Origin of the sequence: Kitasatospora sp. NPDC056076 (assembly GCF_042266305.1) — a bacterium.
GTDB lineage: Bacteria > Actinomycetota > Actinomycetes > Streptomycetales > Streptomycetaceae > Kitasatospora.
Map to the genome: position 1 here is coordinate 1 of NZ_JBHJWG010000068.1, position 15,687 is coordinate 15,687.

At 74.6% G+C, this 15,687-nt stretch carries 11 protein-coding genes and 1 pseudogene; 8 read left to right on the forward strand and 4 right to left on the reverse strand.

Going from position 1 to position 15,687, the window contains the following annotated elements; all coding sequences use genetic code 11:
- Together ACFC1T_RS35415 and ACFC1T_RS35420 are read left to right on the forward strand one after the other, a co-directional pair.
- A pseudogene (locus ACFC1T_RS35415) lies at positions 1-1,994 on the forward strand (serine protease); the annotation flags it as partial.
- A gap of 64 nt (positions 1,995-2,058) precedes the next feature.
- Complete coding sequence (locus ACFC1T_RS35420; protein ID WP_375896047.1) at positions 2,059-3,000, forward strand: bifunctional riboflavin kinase/FAD synthetase; 942 nt, start codon at positions 2,059-2,061, stop codon at positions 2,998-3,000.
- A 76-nt stretch (positions 3,001-3,076) separates the two neighbouring features.
- On the opposite strand, the gene ACFC1T_RS35425 is transcribed toward ACFC1T_RS35420, so the two are convergent.
- The 3 genes from ACFC1T_RS35425 to eccE form a co-directional block, all read right to left on the reverse strand.
- The gene (locus ACFC1T_RS35425) at positions 3,077-5,323 is read right to left on the reverse strand and encodes a MinD/ParA family protein (protein ID WP_375896048.1); all 2,247 of its coding nucleotides are present in this window, start codon (positions 5,321-5,323) and stop codon (positions 3,077-3,079) included.
- 130 nt (positions 5,324-5,453) lie between these two features.
- Complete coding sequence (locus tag ACFC1T_RS35430; RefSeq protein ID WP_375896051.1) at positions 5,454-6,221, reverse strand: hypothetical protein; 768 nt, start codon at positions 6,219-6,221, stop codon at positions 5,454-5,456.
- Complete coding sequence (eccE, locus tag ACFC1T_RS35435) at positions 6,221-7,624, reverse strand: type VII secretion protein EccE (protein WP_375896052.1); 1,404 nt, start codon at positions 7,622-7,624, stop codon at positions 6,221-6,223. Before eccE ends, ACFC1T_RS35430 begins: the two co-directional genes overlap by 1 nt.
- 211 nt (positions 7,625-7,835) lie before the next feature.
- Here eccE and ACFC1T_RS35440 point away from each other — a divergent pair, with 211 nt between their 5' ends.
- The 6 genes from ACFC1T_RS35440 (at position 7,836) to ACFC1T_RS35465 (ending at position 13,890) form a co-directional block, all read left to right on the forward strand.
- Complete coding sequence (locus ACFC1T_RS35440; RefSeq protein WP_375896055.1) at positions 7,836-9,590, forward strand: type VII secretion protein EccB; 1,755 nt, start codon at positions 7,836-7,838, stop codon at positions 9,588-9,590.
- Positions 9,591-9,772: 182 nt separating this feature from the next.
- A complete protein-coding gene (locus tag ACFC1T_RS35445; protein ID WP_375896056.1) occupies positions 9,773-10,075 on the forward strand; it encodes a WXG100 family type VII secretion target in 303 nt (100 codons plus the stop codon).
- Positions 10,076-10,174: 99 nt separating this feature from the next.
- Positions 10,175-10,468 (forward strand): WXG100 family type VII secretion target, encoded by a 294-nt coding sequence (locus tag ACFC1T_RS35450; protein WP_375896059.1) that lies wholly within the window; start codon positions 10,175-10,177, stop codon positions 10,466-10,468.
- A gap of 107 nt (positions 10,469-10,575) precedes the next feature.
- Positions 10,576-11,808 carry a type VII secretion-associated serine protease mycosin gene (gene mycP, locus ACFC1T_RS35455; RefSeq protein ID WP_375896062.1) on the forward strand — a complete coding sequence of 411 codons (1,233 nt, stop codon included), beginning with the start codon at positions 10,576-10,578 and terminating at the stop codon, positions 11,806-11,808.
- Between the two features lie 125 nt (positions 11,809-11,933).
- The gene (locus ACFC1T_RS35460) at positions 11,934-12,476 is read left to right on the forward strand and encodes a SigE family RNA polymerase sigma factor (RefSeq protein WP_375896065.1); all 543 of its coding nucleotides are present in this window, start codon (positions 11,934-11,936) and stop codon (positions 12,474-12,476) included.
- Positions 12,477-12,594: 118 nt separating this feature from the next.
- Positions 12,595-13,890 (forward strand): hypothetical protein, encoded by a 1,296-nt coding sequence (locus ACFC1T_RS35465; protein WP_375896068.1) that lies wholly within the window; start codon positions 12,595-12,597, stop codon positions 13,888-13,890.
- 84 nt (positions 13,891-13,974) lie between these two features.
- Here ACFC1T_RS35465 and ACFC1T_RS35470 read toward each other — a convergent pair whose 3' ends face one another.
- The gene (locus tag ACFC1T_RS35470; RefSeq protein ID WP_375896071.1) at positions 13,975-15,378 is read right to left on the reverse strand and encodes an APC family permease; all 1,404 of its coding nucleotides are present in this window, start codon (positions 15,376-15,378) and stop codon (positions 13,975-13,977) included.
- Positions 15,379-15,687: the final 309 nt, after the last annotated feature.

Sequence of the window (15,687 nt, forward strand, 5' to 3'; positions counted from 1 at the left end):
GCCGGGTGCGCCGGCTGGCGGCGGCGGTGGCCGGGCGGGTGCACGAGGCGGCCCGGCGGATGCTCGGGGAGGAGCCGGGCGCGCTCGGCCGGGAGGCCTTCCAGGAGCTGTTCCCGGTCGACGGCGGCTGGGCCACGGCGGTGCTCGCCGAGGGGTTGTTCGTCCCCGCCGGGCCCGGCTTCCGCTTCGCCCACGGGGAGTTCGCCGACTGGCTGCAGGGCCGGCACCTGGACCTGGACGCGGCGCTGCGGATGCTGCTCGGCGAGGCCGAGGACACCCCGCCCGGGCCGGAGGGGCCCGGGCCGGGCGTTCCCCGCCACCGGATCGGGCCGGTGACCGCCGCGCTGCGCCGGGTCGCCGAGACCTGGGGCGCGACCGCCCTGGACCCGTGGCTGCACCGGATCTGGCGCGCGCTGGACCTGCGCCCGCCCGGCAGCGAACCCGCCTGGTGGGCGGCCCGGTTGCTCACCGCCGGACTCGCCGCCAGCCCCGACCCGACCGAACACCTCGCGCTGCTCGACCAGTTGGCCCGCCGCACGGCCGAACGGGCGGCCACCGCGGGCGGCTGGCAGGCGGTCGACGGGCTGAACCGCTTCGACCCCGCGTTCTGGACCGGTCTCGGCCTGCCCGTCGAGGCCGAACTCGCCCTGCTGCGCCGCCTGGTGGCCGCCGACGGCCCCGGGCAGCAGTTCCTCGCGGCGGCGGCCGGGCGGCTGCGCGCCGACCCGGTCGCGGTATTCCCGCTGCTCTGCGCCTGGTTCGACGACCCGGCCGGCCTGCCGGGCCGCCCGGGCCGTACGGTGGCGGACCTCGCCCACGACCTGCTGCACGCCCACCGCCGGTCCGCCCTGGACGAGTTGGCGGACGCGCTGGCCGACGCCGCGCACCCGCGGGCGGACGCGCTGCTCACCGTGCTCGCCGCCGAGGAGCCGTCCGCGCTCTGCCGCGCGGTGGACCGCTGGAGCCACGACCGCCGGCCCGAACGGCACGTCGCGGCCGCCGTCCACGCGCTGCGGACCGCCCCGTACGCGAGCGGGGCCGGCACCGAACTGCTGCGCTTCGCCGCCCTGACCCTGCTCGCCCGCGAGGACGAACCGGCCCTGCACGGCGCCGCGCTGGCCGTGCTGGTCGCCGACCCGGTGACCAGGGCCGGGCACCTGGACGCCGCCCTCGCCCTGCACCGCGCGGGCGGCGACGCCTTCCTGACCCCGCGCGCCCTCGCCCCGGCCCTGGAGAGCGACCCGGAGCCCGTCCTGGCCGCACTCGCCGACGCCCTGGCGGCGCCCGGCGCGGCCCCCGCCGAGACCCTGCGGGTGCTGGCCGACGCCCGCGCCCCGGTGGCCGCCCGGCGCAGCGCCGACCTGGCCGCCCGGCTGCTGCGCCGCCACCCGGCGCTGGCCGGGCCGGTCGCCGTCGACTACCTCGGCCGTCGGCTGGGGCGGGCCGCGATCGACGGGCCGGCCGCCCGGCTGGAGCTGCGGGTGCTGCTCGGCGGCGTCCTGGCCGCCCCCGCGGCGGCGGTCCGCACGCCCTTCGCCGAGGCGCTGTCCGTCCCGGTGACGGACCCGGCGGCGGACGCGCTGCGCTGCGAGCTGCTGGACACCCTGCTCGCCACCGAGGCCGACCGGGCGGTGCTCACCGTGGCCGTGGAGCGCCTCGCCGAGCACTGCGCGGCCGAGAACCCGGCCCGGGCGCGCGCCGTGCTGGCCCGGGCGGTGCCGGGGCTGGCGGGCGCGGACGAGCTGCTGGTGCGGTGCGCGGGGCGGTCGGCGGCGTTCGCCCGGCTGCTCGCCCGGTGGCCGTCCGACGCCGCCCCGACCGCCCCGGACGGGCCCCGGCTGGCCCGGATGCGGGCCCTGGTGGCGGCCGGCCGGGACGCCCAGTACGCGGCCGCCGAGGCGGAGCGGACCGCGGCCGTGCGGGCCGTCCGTGCGCCGGTGCGCCCAACCCCCCTTCCGGTGCCTGAGCCGGGGCAGGCGCATGGCACGCTATAGGGGTTCGGTTGTGAGCGTTTGAGCGTGCCGAGGGCACGCACCGTACGGAACAAGGAGCAGTCGGGTGCAGCGCTGGCGTGGCCTGGAGGAGATCCCCGGTGACTGGGGACGCAGCGTCGTCACCATCGGCTCGTTCGACGGGGTGCACCGCGGGCATCAGCTGATCATCGGGCGGGCCGTCGAGCGGGCCCGTGAACTGGGCCTGCCCTCGGTCGTGGTGACCTTCGACCCGCACCCGCGCGAGGTGATCCGCCCGGGCAGCCACCCGCCGCTGCTCGCGCCGCACCCGCGCCGGGCCGAGCTGATCGCCGAACTCGGCGTGGACGCGGTGCTGGTGCTGCCGTTCACCACCGAGTTCTCCCAGGAGTCCCCGGAGACCTTCGTCCGGCAGGTGCTGGTGGACGCGCTGCACGCCCGGGTGGTGATCGAGGGCCCCAACTTCCGCTTCGGGCACCGGGCCGCGGGGAACGTCGCGCTGCTCGCCGAGCTGGGCGGGGCGGACGACTTCCAGGTCGAGGTGGTGGACCTCCAGGTGTGCGGCACCGCCGGGGACGGCGAGCCGTTCTCCTCCAGCCTGACCCGCCGCCTGGTCGAGACCGGGGACATGGCCGGCGCGGGCGAGGTGCTCGGCCGCCCGCACCGGGTCGAGGGCGTGGTGGTGCGCGGCGCGCAGCGCGGCCGCGAGCTCGGCTACCCGACCGCCAACGTGGAGACCGTGCCGCACAGCGCCGTCCCGGCCGACGGCGTGTACGCGGGCTGGCTGACCGCCGACGGCGAGCGGATGCCGGCGGCGATCTCGGTCGGCACCAACCCGACCTTCGACGGCACCGCCCGTACCGTCGAGGCGTACGCCATCGACCGGGTCGGGCTGGACCTGTACGGGCTGCACGTGGCCGTGGACTTCCTGGCCTACCTGCGCGGGATGGAGAAGTTCGACTCCATCGAGGCCCTGCTGGACCGGATGGCCGACGACGTCAAGCGCGCCCGGGAGCTGACCGAGGCCTGAGCCCGGTCCGGCCGCCGCTGCCGGGGAACGCCGAAGGGCCCGCCGACTCCTCCGGGTCGGCGGGCCCTTCCGTACGTCACTGCGGGGGCGCCTGCGGCGGGTAGCCGTAGCCGGGGCCCGGCTGCGGGGCACCGGGCTGCTGCGGCCACGGGGCTCCGGGGGCGGGCTGCTGCGGGTAGCCGTACCCGGGCGGGGGCGGCGGGGCCTGGCCGGGCTGCGGCGCCCACGGCGCCCCCGGGGCGGGCTGGCCCGGGTAGCCCTGCTGCTGGGGATCGGCGTACGGCTGGGGCAGGCCCGGCTGCGGGTAGCCCGCCTGCGCCTGCTGCTGCCAGCCGGCCTGCTGGGCGGCCGCCTGCTGGGCCCGGGCGATGTCCTCGCCGACCAGGGTGGCCAGCTCGAAGTAGGCCTCGCGGACCTTGGGCCGCATCATGTCGAGGTTGACCTCGGCGCCGGCCGCCAGGCTCTCGTCGAAGGGCACCACGATGACGCCGCGGCAGCGGGTCTGGAAGTGCGCGACGATGTCCTCGACCTTGATCATCTTGCTGGTCTCGCGCACCCCGGAGACCACCGTGATGCTGCGCTGCACGAGGTCCGCGTAGCCGTGCGCGGAGAGCCAGTCCAGCGTGGTGGAGGCGCTGGAGGCGCCGTCCACACTCGGGGTGGAGACGATGATCAGCTGGTCGGCGAGGTCCAGCACCCCGCGCATCGCGCTGTACAGCAGGCCGGTGCCGGAGTCGGTCAGGATGATCGGGTACTGGCGGCCCAGCACCTCGATGACCTGGCGGTAGTCCGAGTCGTTGAAGGTCGTCGACACGGCCGGGTCGACGTCGTTCGCCAGGATCTCCAGGCCCGAGTTGAGGTCCTGCGAGGTGAACTGACGGATGTCCATGTAGCTGCGCAGGTGCGGGATGGCCGTCACCAGGTCGCGGATGGTCGCGCCGGTCTGGCGCTTGACCCGGCGGCCCAGGGTGCCGGCGTCCGGGTTGGCGTCGATCGCGATCACCTTGTCCTGGCGCTCGCTGGCCAGCGTGGCGCCGAGCGCGGTGGTGGTCGTGGTCTTGCCGACGCCGCCCTTGAGGCTGATCACGGCGATCCGGTAGCAGCTCAGCACCGGGGTGCGGATGATCTCCAGCTTGCGGGCCTTCTCGGCCGCCGCGGCCTTGCCGCCGAACTGGAACCGCGGCTGCTGGCGCTGCTGCTTGGGCTGGCTGCGCAGCAGCCGGTCCGAGGACAGCTCGACGGCGGCGGTGTAGCCCAGCGGCGCGCCGTGGGCGGTCTGCTGCGGGGCGGCGGCCTGCTGGAACGCGGCGGGCGGCGGCGTGGCCGCGCCGCCCTGCGGCGGCCAGGGCTGGGCGGGGGCGGGCGGCTGCGGCTGGCCGGGCTGCCCGGGGTAGGGGTGGCCGGGCTGGGGTTGGGGCTGGGCGGCGGGCGGCTGCTGGTAGGCGCCGGGCTGCGGCCAGCCGCCCTGGCGCGGATCCACTGGGGCGGGCGGCGCGGGCTGCGGCTGGACCGGCTGCGGCTGTGCGTGCTGCGGCTGTGCGAGCTGCTCGGGGTAGGGCTGGCCGAGGTGGGGCTGGCCGGGCTGGGGCTGGGCGGCGGCCGACTGCTGGGCGGCCCAGGCGGCCTGCGGGTCCCAGCCGGCCTGCGGGTCCCAGCTCATCTGCGGGTCCGGCGGAGCCGTCGGGCCCTGGGGCGGTCCGGGCTGGGCCGGCGGCTGCTGGGCGAACTGCTGAGGGGGCGCCGGCGGACCGGGCTGGGCGGGCGGGGCGGGCGGTCCGGCCTGCGGCACCGGCGCGGCCGCCGGGTACGGCTGCGGCGCGATCGGCTGGGCCGGTGCCTCCGCCGTCTGCGGCCACGGCTGGGCGGCGAGCGGTGCCTGCGGCTGCTCCGGCGTCACCGCCGGGGCCGCCACCGGGAAGGGGACGTGCTGCGCCTCGGCCTGCACGGGCGCGACCGGCGGCACCGGGGCGGGGAGGGGCGCCGGTTCGGCCGCCGGGGCGGGAGCGGGAGCCGGGGGCGCGAGCGTGTCCGGTGCGGGAGCAGCGACCGGCACGGGCGCGGGCGCGGGCTGGGGTGCCGCGGGCGCCTGGTCGGCCGTCGGCCCCGCGGCCGGTGCGGGAGCGGCCGACTCCGGCGTCGGTACCCCGGCCGCCGGAGCCCCGGCCGCCGCGGCGTCAGCCCCCGGGGCAGGCGCGGCGGGCGCCGCCGCCGGGCCCGACTGCACGTACCAGGACGGGGGAGTGTAATCGGGCGCGTCGGACCAGTCGTCGTCGTCCTCCGCCGCGTTGTCGCCGACGTAGACGCCGTCCCGATCGCTGCTCACTAGGGCTCCCTCGTGTTCGCCGCCGCTTGTTCAGCGGTGCCGTTGCCGCAACAAAGACTAGGCCGTTCGGCTGCCCCTGTTGAAGGCGGCTTCGGTTCCGGACCGGGAACGACCGGCCCGGACACGCCCCTCAGTCCATCCGGCGCGGGCCGCCGAGCACCTGCTGTTCGGCCTGGCCGGCCACCGTCCGGACGTACTGGCGCCGCATCCGGGTGGCCCACAGGGTGAGGTCGTCGCCGAGGCCGGGCAGCGCGGCCACGTCCTCCGGCGGCAGCGACAGCACCCGGCCGACCACCTCCGCCTCCTGGGGCATGATCCGCTGCACCCCGACCAGGTCGGCCGCGTTGAGCACCCGGGAGGCGTTCGGGCCGAGGTAGGGCAGCAGGGTCAGCGTGGTCTGCCAGGGCGCGGCGGAGAGCCGGGTGCGCGGCGGGCGGGCGCCGAGGTCGCGCACCACCAGGACGGGCGAGGCCACCGAGGCGCCCTGCGGGCCGAGCCGTCCGACCTGGTGCACCGTCACGCACGGCTGGCCGCCGCCGGCGGCCTGCGCCATCGGGCCCCAGAGCTGGGCGCGGGCGGTCTCCACCGCGACCCGGGCGCCGATCGCGGCCGCGCGCAGCGCGATCACCTGTGCCGTCCACACGCCGCCGACCAGCACCAGGTCGTACGCGCTGGGGCGGAACAGGCCGAGCACCGCGGGCAGGCCCTGCGGGTCGACGCCGATCACCACGCCGTCGTCGCCGACCGGGAAGGCCAGCGCCGCCAGGTCGGCGGCCTCCAGCACGTGCTTCTCCCGGCGCGGTCCGCGCAGCCCGAAGCCGGGCAGGATCCGCGGTCGCGGCCGGCGCTGCTCGGTGCCGGGGGTCGGACCGGGGGCGGGGTAGGTCTGGTACGCCATCAGGACGTTCCTCCCAGCGGCAGGGTGGCGAGCATGCCGGGGGCCTGTTCGAGGTCGAGCCGGACCAGGCCGAGGCCGGCGCTCTGCGCCCGCGCCTCCAGCTGGCGGCCGATGTCGCCGACCTCGTCCTCGTTGCGCCCGGTCACCCGCAGGTGGCCGCTGACGGTGACCGAGCCGCCGGTGCCGTGCCCGGCGGTGAGGCTGAACGTGCTGGCCAGTGCGGGGGAGCCGGTGATCAGGTTGACCAGGTCCGGGGCGCCGATCCGGCCGGCCGCGCCGCCGGGGCGGGTCAGCTGCGGCCAGCGGGAGATCCAGTAGGTGCTGTGCCAGCGGTCGTCGATCCGCCAGAAGCGGTTGCCCTCCTGGGTGCGGCGGGTGGTGCCGCCGCCGCTGCCGGTGCCCTGGCGTCCGGCCACCGCGATCGGGTTGGCGCAGGTGGCGATGGCGAGGGCGGAGATCAGTTCGCGCTCGTCCAGCACGGTGGCGTTGAACCCGGCGCTGTTGAGCCGTCCGGCCAACTGGTCGGTGACCCGCTGGAGGGCCTTGCGGGCGCCCTCCTCGCCGCCGCCGCGGGCCCGGACGGCGGTGGCCGCGCGCTCCGGGTCGAGTTTGAGGGCGACCCAGGTCAGTCGCAGGCCGGGGGTGGCGGTGCCGTCGGGCAGTTCGCGGTAGCCGCGGGCGGCCAGCGACTGCTCCGGCACGTGCTGGGCCGGGGCGGGCTGGGTGTGCTGGACCAGCTGCACCGACTCCAGGGCGATGTCGTCCACGGTGAGCGCCGAGCAGATCACGTCCAGCGGCAGCGGCAGCGCGGTGCGCACCGGGCGCAGCGGCTGGTCCTTGGCCTGGACGAGCAGCACCGAGCTGAGGAAGGTGCCGTCGCCGACCATGCCGGTCTCCCGGCGCACGGGGCGGCCGCCGAAGTCGGCCTCGGTGGCGTGGGTGCAGGTGCGCAGCGCCGGCTCCAGCTCCAGCGCGGGCGCCAGCGCCGGGTCGGTGCCGGGCGGCGGCAGCAGCGACTTCGCCTGCCTGCGGCGGGACTTGAGGGCCGAGCGGACCTGCAGCAGCTCCGGGACGGTGCGGCCGCGCAGCGGGACGAGCGCCACCACCAGCAGGACCAGCGAGACCGCGCCGAAGCCGGCCGCGACCGGGCGGCTGATCGTCCAGCCGACCGCGACCAGGGCGACCGCGACCTCGACCAGGACCAGCTGCTGGAGCTTCAACCGGCCGCCGAGCAGCCCGGGTCGGGGGTTGACGCGCACCTGGACGGGGCCGCCCCCGCCGCCCGTCGGCGGCCGTTCGGCCGCGGCCCCGGTGGGCGCGGCGCCGCGACGGGCGCGCCCGGACCGGTGCGACCTTCCGCCGCCCGGGTCGGCGCCGCGTTCTGGAGCGGTCTGGCTTGGCATCCCCCGATGGCCCTCTCTGATCCGTTGTCGCGGCCCGGCTGGCTGGTTCGCGGACCGTACCCGTACCGTACTCACCGTCTGCTGCCGCATCGTAGAGGGTTCGGGCCGGATCCCGCCCGGCGGGTGCGGGCCACGGGCAGGTCGGGCCGACGGGAGGCCGGGCACCGCCGGCACGGCGCCGGCACACGTCTGACAGAGGGGGACGACGAGGATGGCATCGCGCCGGGACGAGCTCAACGCGTACACCTTCGCCCGCAAACGCACGGTGGGGGCGTTCCTGCTGCCCTCCGGCGGCGGCAGTGACGAGGACGCGCCGCGCCCGGTGAAGGCGGTGCTGCCGAGCGTGCTGGTGGGGGCCGTGGCGGTGGCCGGGTTCGGGCTCTGGGGGGTGTTCAAGCCCGCCGCCCCGGTGCAGTGGGACAGCGGCAAGAACATCATCCAGGGCAAGCAGTCGACCACCCGCTACGTGGTGCTGACCGACCCGGACGGCAGGACCAAGCGGTTGCACCAGGTGCTCAACATGTCCTCGGCGCGGCTGGTGCTGCCGGTCGACGCCAAGGTCGTGGTGGTGGACGACGGGGTGCTGGACCGCTACCCCAACCACGGCCCGACCATCGGGATCCCGTACGCCCCGGACAAGTTGCCGGGCAAGGACAACGCGAACCAGCCGATGAAGTGGGCGGTCTGCGACCGTCCGGGGTCGGACGACAAGCGGGAGACCGTCAACCAGGCGGTGTTCGTGGCGGCCGGGGCGGACGCGGCGGCGCTGTCCGCGAAGGACCGGATGCTCGGCCCGGACCAGCTGATGCTGGTGCAGCAGGCCGACGACCAGCAGGTGTCGACCACCTCGGCGGCGGGCCAGGCGGTGGCGAGCCTGTTCCTGGTCGACGCGCAGGGCCGCAAGCACGCGATCGGACCGAAGTCCGACGACAAGGAGCGCAAGGCGCTGGTCACCGCGGTCTTCGGGCCCAACGCGGTGCCGCAGCGGGTGAAGCGGGAGTGGCTGGACACCCTGGTGCCCGCGAGCCCGATCGTCTTCCCCGACGTCAAGGAGACGGCGGACAGCCAGGGCCCCAACTCGAACGTGGCCCTGGGCAACGGGGCGGACCGCCGGATCGGCCGGCTGGTGCACTACCAGGACCGCAACTACGTGGTCGGCAAGGACGGCCTGTTCCTGATCACCCCGTTCCAGGCGGAGCTGATCCGGCAGAACCCGGCCTACCAGATGCTCTACAAGTACGACCAGGACAAGCGGCCGCGCAGCGACGAGATGACCCCGGACGACCAGTCCAGGTTCAACACGGACGTCCGGCTGCCGAACACCCCGGACGACTGGCCGTTGAAGTCCGGTGCGCCGGTGAACAACTGGACGGACCGGCAGGATCCCCGCCAGGTGGTGTGCAGCACCTTCGACGGCATGGCCGAGGACGGCCGCACACCCAGGCGCAGCGTCTGGGCGGGGACGGCCTACCCGGCGGCGTACAACAACGGCGCGGGCGCGGCGTTCGTGACGCCCGGCCACGGTCTGTTCTACCGGGCGGTGGACAACGCGGCCGGCGGTGGCGCCGCGGGTGCCGGGGCCACCCCGACGGCGGCGGCCAACGCCAACGCCGGTGCCAGTGCGGCCGCCAACGCCGGTGCGGCCGACGGCTCCGGCACCGACTTCCTGATCACCGAGACCGGCCTGCGCTACTCCGTTCCGGCCAACGGCGACGGCGGCCACGGCCCCGGCCCGTCGGCGACGGCGAGCGGTGCGCCGAAGGCGGCGACCCCGGCGCCGGGCGCCCAGAACCCCGGGGCGGGGGGCCAGCCCACCCAGAACCCGGACGACCAACCCGGCGGCAACCAGGCGCGGTTGGGCTACCAGAACGTCCAGCCGCTGCCGGTGCCCAAGGAGTGGTCGAACCTGGTCCCGGCCGGCCCGCCGCTGACCGCGAAGAGCGCCGCGCAGCCGCAGAACGCCTGATCGGCCAAGCCCGGCAACGGAATTGGCCCCAGTGTCATGGTCTGGTAACTAGTGGACGCTCGATGTTGGGCGAGTTGCGTGTGCCGACTACAGTGCTGCTGGACATCACACGGGTGATGCGACGACGGGGCCCCGGGGGCCCTCCGTACACACAATGTTTGTCTCATGGGGGATGGTGGAGCATGAGTGACGGCCAGTTCACGGTGACCGCTCAGGAGATGATGGACTTCGCCGGGAAGATCGAGACGGCCATCGGCCAGATCGAGACGGAGCGCAAGGCGCTCCAGACCACGGTCGAGAACATCACCAGTGGCTGGAAGGGCCAGGCGGCGGACGCCTACAAGGTCCTCCAGGGCAAGGTCAACACGGACGTCGACGACCTGCGCAAGTCGCTGACCGCGATCAAGCACGCCATCGAGCTCACCACCAAGCACTACGCGAGCGCGGAAGAGGAGCAGAAGGCGCTGTTCGGCCCGCAGGGCTGAACGCCGCAGAGCTGACCAGCACTCTGTTCCGACCGTCCGTTCGACGGGGCGCCCGCGGCTGAGCGCCGGGTGCTCCGCATCCTCGTCAAGGGAGACATTGTGACCGACCACATCCTCGTCAACTTCCAGACCCTCCACCAGGCGTCGCAGGACGTGCAGAACTCGGCGAACAAGATCGAGGGCATGCTGTCCGACCTGCGCAAGGAGGTCACCAAGATCTCCCAGGGCTGGCAGGGCCAGGCCCAGCAGGGCTACAACGCCCAGCAGGCCAAGTGGGACTCCGCCGCCCAGGACCTCAAGGAGACCTGCGCCAAGATCTCCGGTTCGCTGGAGAGCGCCGCGCAGAGCTACAACGCGACCGAGAAGAAGAACGCCGGTCTCTGGCAGCAGTAGTCGACCGACCGTTCCCGGACGGGAACGACAGGGGCGGGCGCCCGGAATCCGGGCGCCCGCCCTTCGGCGCGCGGAGCGGCACGGGGGCGAACATGAGGGGTGGCAGGGTGTCCGGACGCGGGTTCCGCAGGACGGCCGCGGCGCTGGCCGCGTTCACGGTGCTGGGCGCTCCGGCGGCCGCCCCCGCGTACGCGGACGGCGGGCCCGGGCTGGCCGCTGCCGGTGACTGCCCCCGGCCCGCGCCCGACGTGCCGACCGTGCCGTGGTCGCTGCAGCGGATACTGCTCGACCAGCTCTGGCAGGGCGGGGCGACCACCGGCAACGGCGTGACGGTCGCCGTCATCGACACCGGGGTCGACGACAGCAACCAGCAACTGCACGGCAGGGTGGACGTGGGCCCCACCCTGCTGATCGACAAGCAGAGCAACAAGGCCGTCGACGGCAACTCCCTGACGGACACGGTCGGCCACGGCACCAAGGTGGCCGGGATCATCGCCGCGGGCCGCAGCGACCGGACCGGCTTCGTCGGGCTCGCCCCCGACGCCAGGATCTACGCGATCCGGCAGAACGACAGTGCGGGCAACGGCGACGTCTCCACCCTGACCGCGGCCATCAACGACGCGGTCGACAAGCACGTCGGGGTCATCAACATCTCCCAGGACGTGCGCGGCGCGGGCGACGCCCGGTTCGGCGGCTACCAGGAGTTGAAGGCCGCGATCGAGCGGGCCGAGCAGAACAAGGTCGTGGTGGTCGCCTCCAGCGGCAACGACGGCAACGAGGGCGACACCTACCCGGGCGCCTTCCCGACCGTGCTGTCCGTGGGCGCCTCCGACCGCAACAACGAGCGCGCCCCGTTCTCCCAGTACGGCTCCTTCGTGAAGGTCGCCGCGCCCGGTGTCGAGATGCTCTCCACGGTGCCCGGCGGCGGCCAGTGCGTGGACAACGGCACCAGCTTCGCCGCCCCGTACGTCTCCGGGCTCGCCGCGCTGCTGGTCGGCGCGCACCCGAAGTGGACGCCGGCCCAGGTGCGGGCCTGGATCGAGCAGACCGCCCAGCGCACCGAGCGCGGCCCGAACCGGTTCATCGGCTGGGGCGTGGTGGACCCGGTGAAGGCCGTCACCACCGCGCCCGAGAACCCGCCGTCCGAGCCCGCCCAGGACGCCCCCGTGCAGCTGGCCGCGGCCCCGATCGTGCCGGCCCCGGTCGGCCTCGGCGAGACCCAGGCCGACCGCGACGGCCGTACCGCCACCTACGTGGTCGGCGTCGGCGCGCTGCTGGTCGCCCTGCTGATCGGCGGCGGCGTCGTGCTGCGCGACCGGCGCCGCGGCTCCGCCGACTGACCCGCCGCCCGCACGCCCGCGCGGCGGTCACGGGAAACCTCGTGGAACGCCTGTAACACCGGCGGCGGTCCACCGCATCCATCAAGTGTCGGCGGGGCACACGGACGCGGGGGAGCGACGGGCACATGGGATGGATCAGGGGTGGCCGGGAGGCCAAGGACGCGGAGTTCCTGGAACTCGTCTCCAGCCGCACCGGGCACCTCTACCGCTCGGCCTGTCTGCTCACCAGCGGCGACACCCACTATGCCGAGGACCTCGTGCAGGAGGCCCTCAGCCGGATGTACGTGCTGTGGCGGCGCAGCGCCTTCACCGGCGGCCGCCACCGGATCGACAACCCGGCGGCCTACACCCACACGGTGATGGTGCGCACCTTCCTCGCCCAGCAGCGCCGCCGCTCCAGCGGCGAGCGCCCGACCGAGGCGCTGCCGGAGGCGGCCGGGCAGGACACGGACAGCAGTCTGCGGCTGACCCTGCTGGACGCGCTGGGGCGGATGTCCGCCGCGGACCGGGCCGTGCTGGTGCTGCGCTACTGGGAGGACCGCAGTGTCGAGCAGACCGCCGAGGTGCTGCGGCTCTCCTCCGGCGCGGTCCGCACCAGGACCACCCGGGCGCTGGCCCGGCTGCGCACCCTGCTCGGCGACTCGCTGGCCGAGCTCTCGGCCCGCTGAAACGTCCCGCCCGCCGGCACACCCCGCCCACCGGCACCGGCACACCGGCACACCGGTACGCCCCGCCCACCCCGCATTTCCCCGCTACTTCCGCGACGCAAGGAGACGGTGATCCGCCATGCCCGAGCAGGACAAGTTCGAAGACGATCTCCTCTACGCCCTCACCCGCACCGGTGAGGGATTCCGCCCCGAGCAGGCCGACCAGGCCGGGATGGTCGCGGGCGGCTACCAGCGGGGCCGCCGCCGCTGGCGCAGCCGTTCGACCGCCGCGGTGGTGGGCGGCGCCGCCGCGCTGGCCCTGGTGGGCACCGGAGCGGTGTACCTGACCGGGTCCGGCTCGCCGTCCGGTACGACCACGGTGGCGGCCGCCTCCACCGGGGCGGCGTCGGGGAGTACGGGCACGAGCGCCGCGCTGACCCCGGCTTCGACCGGTACGCCGACCCCGAAGGAGGTCAGCGGCGACGAGGTGCTGGCCGCCTTCCAGGCGCTGCTGCCCAAGGGCCAGGTCACCGACGGCAAGGGCACCGGCACCGGGTCGCCGTCCGGCAAGCCGGGCGGCTCCGTCAACGCGGGCGCCACCCTGCTCTTCGACGACGGCCAGGGCAAGGCCGCGATGGGCATCTCGCTCACCCGGCTGGCGTCGAACGACCCCAACCGGGCGCAGAACGCCTGCCCGGACAAGAAGCTGGTCCAGTACGACGCCTGCTCCAGCACGAGTGTGCCGGGCGGCGGTTCGCTGACCGTCCTCCAGGGCTACGAGTACCCGGACAAGCGGGCCACCACCAAGTGGTGGAACGCCAGGCTGATCGGCCAGGACGGCCGGCAGGTCGAGCTGTCGGAGTGGAACTCCCCGGCCGAGAAGGGCGCGCCGGACAGCCGGCCGGCCCCGCCGCTGTCGCCCGAGCAGCTCAGGGCGATCGTCACCGACAAGGCCTGGGACCCGGTGGTCGCCGCGATCCCGGAGCCGAAGCCGGTTCCGGTGCGCGACACCTCCAAGGAGTACAGCGCGAAGGAGATCCTGACGACCGTCGCCGGACTGCTGCCGAGCGGACTGACCGAGACGGAGCCCGGCGGCGACGGCCCCGGCTACGCCAACTTCGTGCTGAACGACGGCAAGGGCAAGTCCATGGTGCAGCTCAACGTGCAGGACTGGAGCGGTGACCGGGGCAACTCGTTGTTCGGCGACGCCAGGACGCTGCCGGACGGCACCAAGGTGGTCGTCAGCAAGGGGAGCGACAAGCCGGGCGTGGACATGTGGACCGTCGACACCCTGCACCCGGACGGCCTGCGGGTGGTGATCAGCTCGTTCAACAGCGGCACCCAGACGAGCCCGGCGACCCGCAAGACCCCGGTGCTGACCGACGACCAGATGCAGACGATCGCCGCCGCCCCGGTCTGGAAGCTGAGGAAGTAGCGCGGCGGTGCGGACGCGGCGGTGCCCCGGGCCTGGGGGAGGCCCGGGGCACCGCCGCGTGGGGGAGGGGTGGGGGATCGGGGGTCAGCCCTGCTGGTCCTCGGGGAGGCTGATCACCCAGCGGGTGTCCTGCCGGGGGCGCAGGTAGAACAGCCAGTAGAGGGTGGCGGCGGCGGTGATGCCGCCGGTCCACAGCAGGGGTTCGGCGTCCAGCTGGGTCATCACGTACACCAGGACGACGATCAGCAGCGCCGGGACGGCGGGCCACAGCGGCATCCGCCAGGCGGCGGCGTGCTTGTGGTGGCCGCGGCGGGAGAGCAGCGAGGCGATGGCGACCAGCAGGTACATCGCGGTGACGGCGACGCCGGTGATGTTGCTGAGGAGCTCGCCCTTGACGAAGCAGAGCGCGGCGCCGGGCAGGCCGACCGCGAGGGTGGCGATCCAGGGGGAGCCGAAGCGGCCGAGGGTGCCGAAGGCCTTGTTGACGGGCTCGGGCCAGGCCTTGTCGCGGGCGGAGGCGAACAGCACCCGGGAGTTCTGGATGACCATGACGATGCCGGCGTTGATGATCGCCAGCGCGATGCAGAGGCTGATGAAGGTGCCGACGGCGGAGTTGCTCCAGGCGGTGACCATGCCGGAGATGTCGCCGGAGGTCAGGGTCTGCAGGTCGGGGGCGCCCAGGGTGATGGCGGCGACCGGGATCAGGATGATGGCGCTGGAGAGGCCGAGGGTCCACAGCACGGTGCGGGAGACGGTGCGGCGGGGGTTCTCCAGCTCCTCGGAGAGGTAGACGGCGGTGGAGAAGCCCTGGGTGGCGAACAGCGCGATGCCGAGGGCGCCGATGATGGCGCCGATGCCGACGGGGCTGGCGGCGCCGCCGTCGGTGGAGACCAGGCCGTGCAGCAGGCTGGGGTGGGCCGCGTTGGCGTGGGAGAAGCCGAGCACCGAGACCACGCCGGCCGCGATGACCTCCAGGACCAGGAAGATGCCGGTGATCCAGGCGTTGGCACGCAGGTCGAGCAGGCCGGCCAGGGTGGCGGCGAGCATCACGGCGGCGCCGGCGATCGGCTTGTCGACGTGCAGGACGGGCGCCAGGTAGTCGGCGGTGCCGAGGGCGATGACCGAGGGGACGATCATCACCACGATGAGCGACTGGATGAAGACCAGCCAGCCCGCGAGCCGTCCGGCCAGGGTGCCGACCATCGCGTACTCGCCGCCGGCGCTGGGGATCAGGGTGCCGAGCTCGGAGTAGCAGAACGCGACCGCGACGCAGAGGACGGAGCCGATGGCGATCGCCAGCGCGGTGGCGCTGCCGATGCTGGAGAACAGTTCCGGCACGATCACGAAGAGCGTCGACGCGGGGGTGACGCAGGACAGCGTGAGCAGGGTGCCGCCCACGACGCCGATCGAGCGCTTGAGCTGCTGGGGTGCGGCCGCGCCGTCCGCCGTGGCGGCTACGTTCTGTGGCGGGCGAAGCGTGTCGGTCATGTGGATTCCGATCGGCTCTGTTCGGTCCTGGGACGGGAGCGGTATCGCCTCCGCTGGCTCGTTGCTCGGGTCTGGTCCGGTCGCTCCCGGGCCGCCATGGAACCTTGGGCGTATTGATTGCGTCAACGCCGGAACTGCTTCGGAATCCGTTGCGGTGAACGGCATAAGCATGCGATCCGATGATCACTTAGGGTCATGGCGCTGTTTGTCCGACTTGTTACTTTGGCAACATCAGGCATGAATCAAAGGTGAACGGTGTGTTGCGGGCCACCATTCAAAGGCCGCGACTCGGTCGTACGGCGACACGCC

Excerpts from the sequence above, each read along its gene's own strand:
- ACFC1T_RS35430 (WP_375896051.1), bottom strand. The coding sequence starts at position 6,221 with ATGGCGTACCAGACCTACCCCGCCCCCGGTCCGACCCCCGGCACCGAG.
- eccE (WP_375896052.1), bottom strand. The coding sequence starts at position 7,624 with ATGCCAAGCCAGACCGCTCCAGAACGCGGCGCCGACCCGGGCGGCGGA.
- ACFC1T_RS35440 (WP_375896055.1), top strand. The coding sequence starts at position 7,836 with ATGGCATCGCGCCGGGACGAGCTCAACGCGTACACCTTCGCCCGCAAA.
- ACFC1T_RS35445 (WP_375896056.1), top strand. The coding sequence starts at position 9,773 with ATGAGTGACGGCCAGTTCACGGTGACCGCTCAGGAGATGATGGACTTC.
- ACFC1T_RS35460 (WP_375896065.1), top strand. The coding sequence starts at position 11,934 with ATGGGATGGATCAGGGGTGGCCGGGAGGCCAAGGACGCGGAGTTCCTG.
- ACFC1T_RS35465 (WP_375896068.1), top strand. The coding sequence starts at position 12,595 with ATGCCCGAGCAGGACAAGTTCGAAGACGATCTCCTCTACGCCCTCACC.
- ACFC1T_RS35470 (WP_375896071.1), bottom strand. The coding sequence starts at position 15,378 with ATGACCGACACGCTTCGCCCGCCACAGAACGTAGCCGCCACGGCGGAC.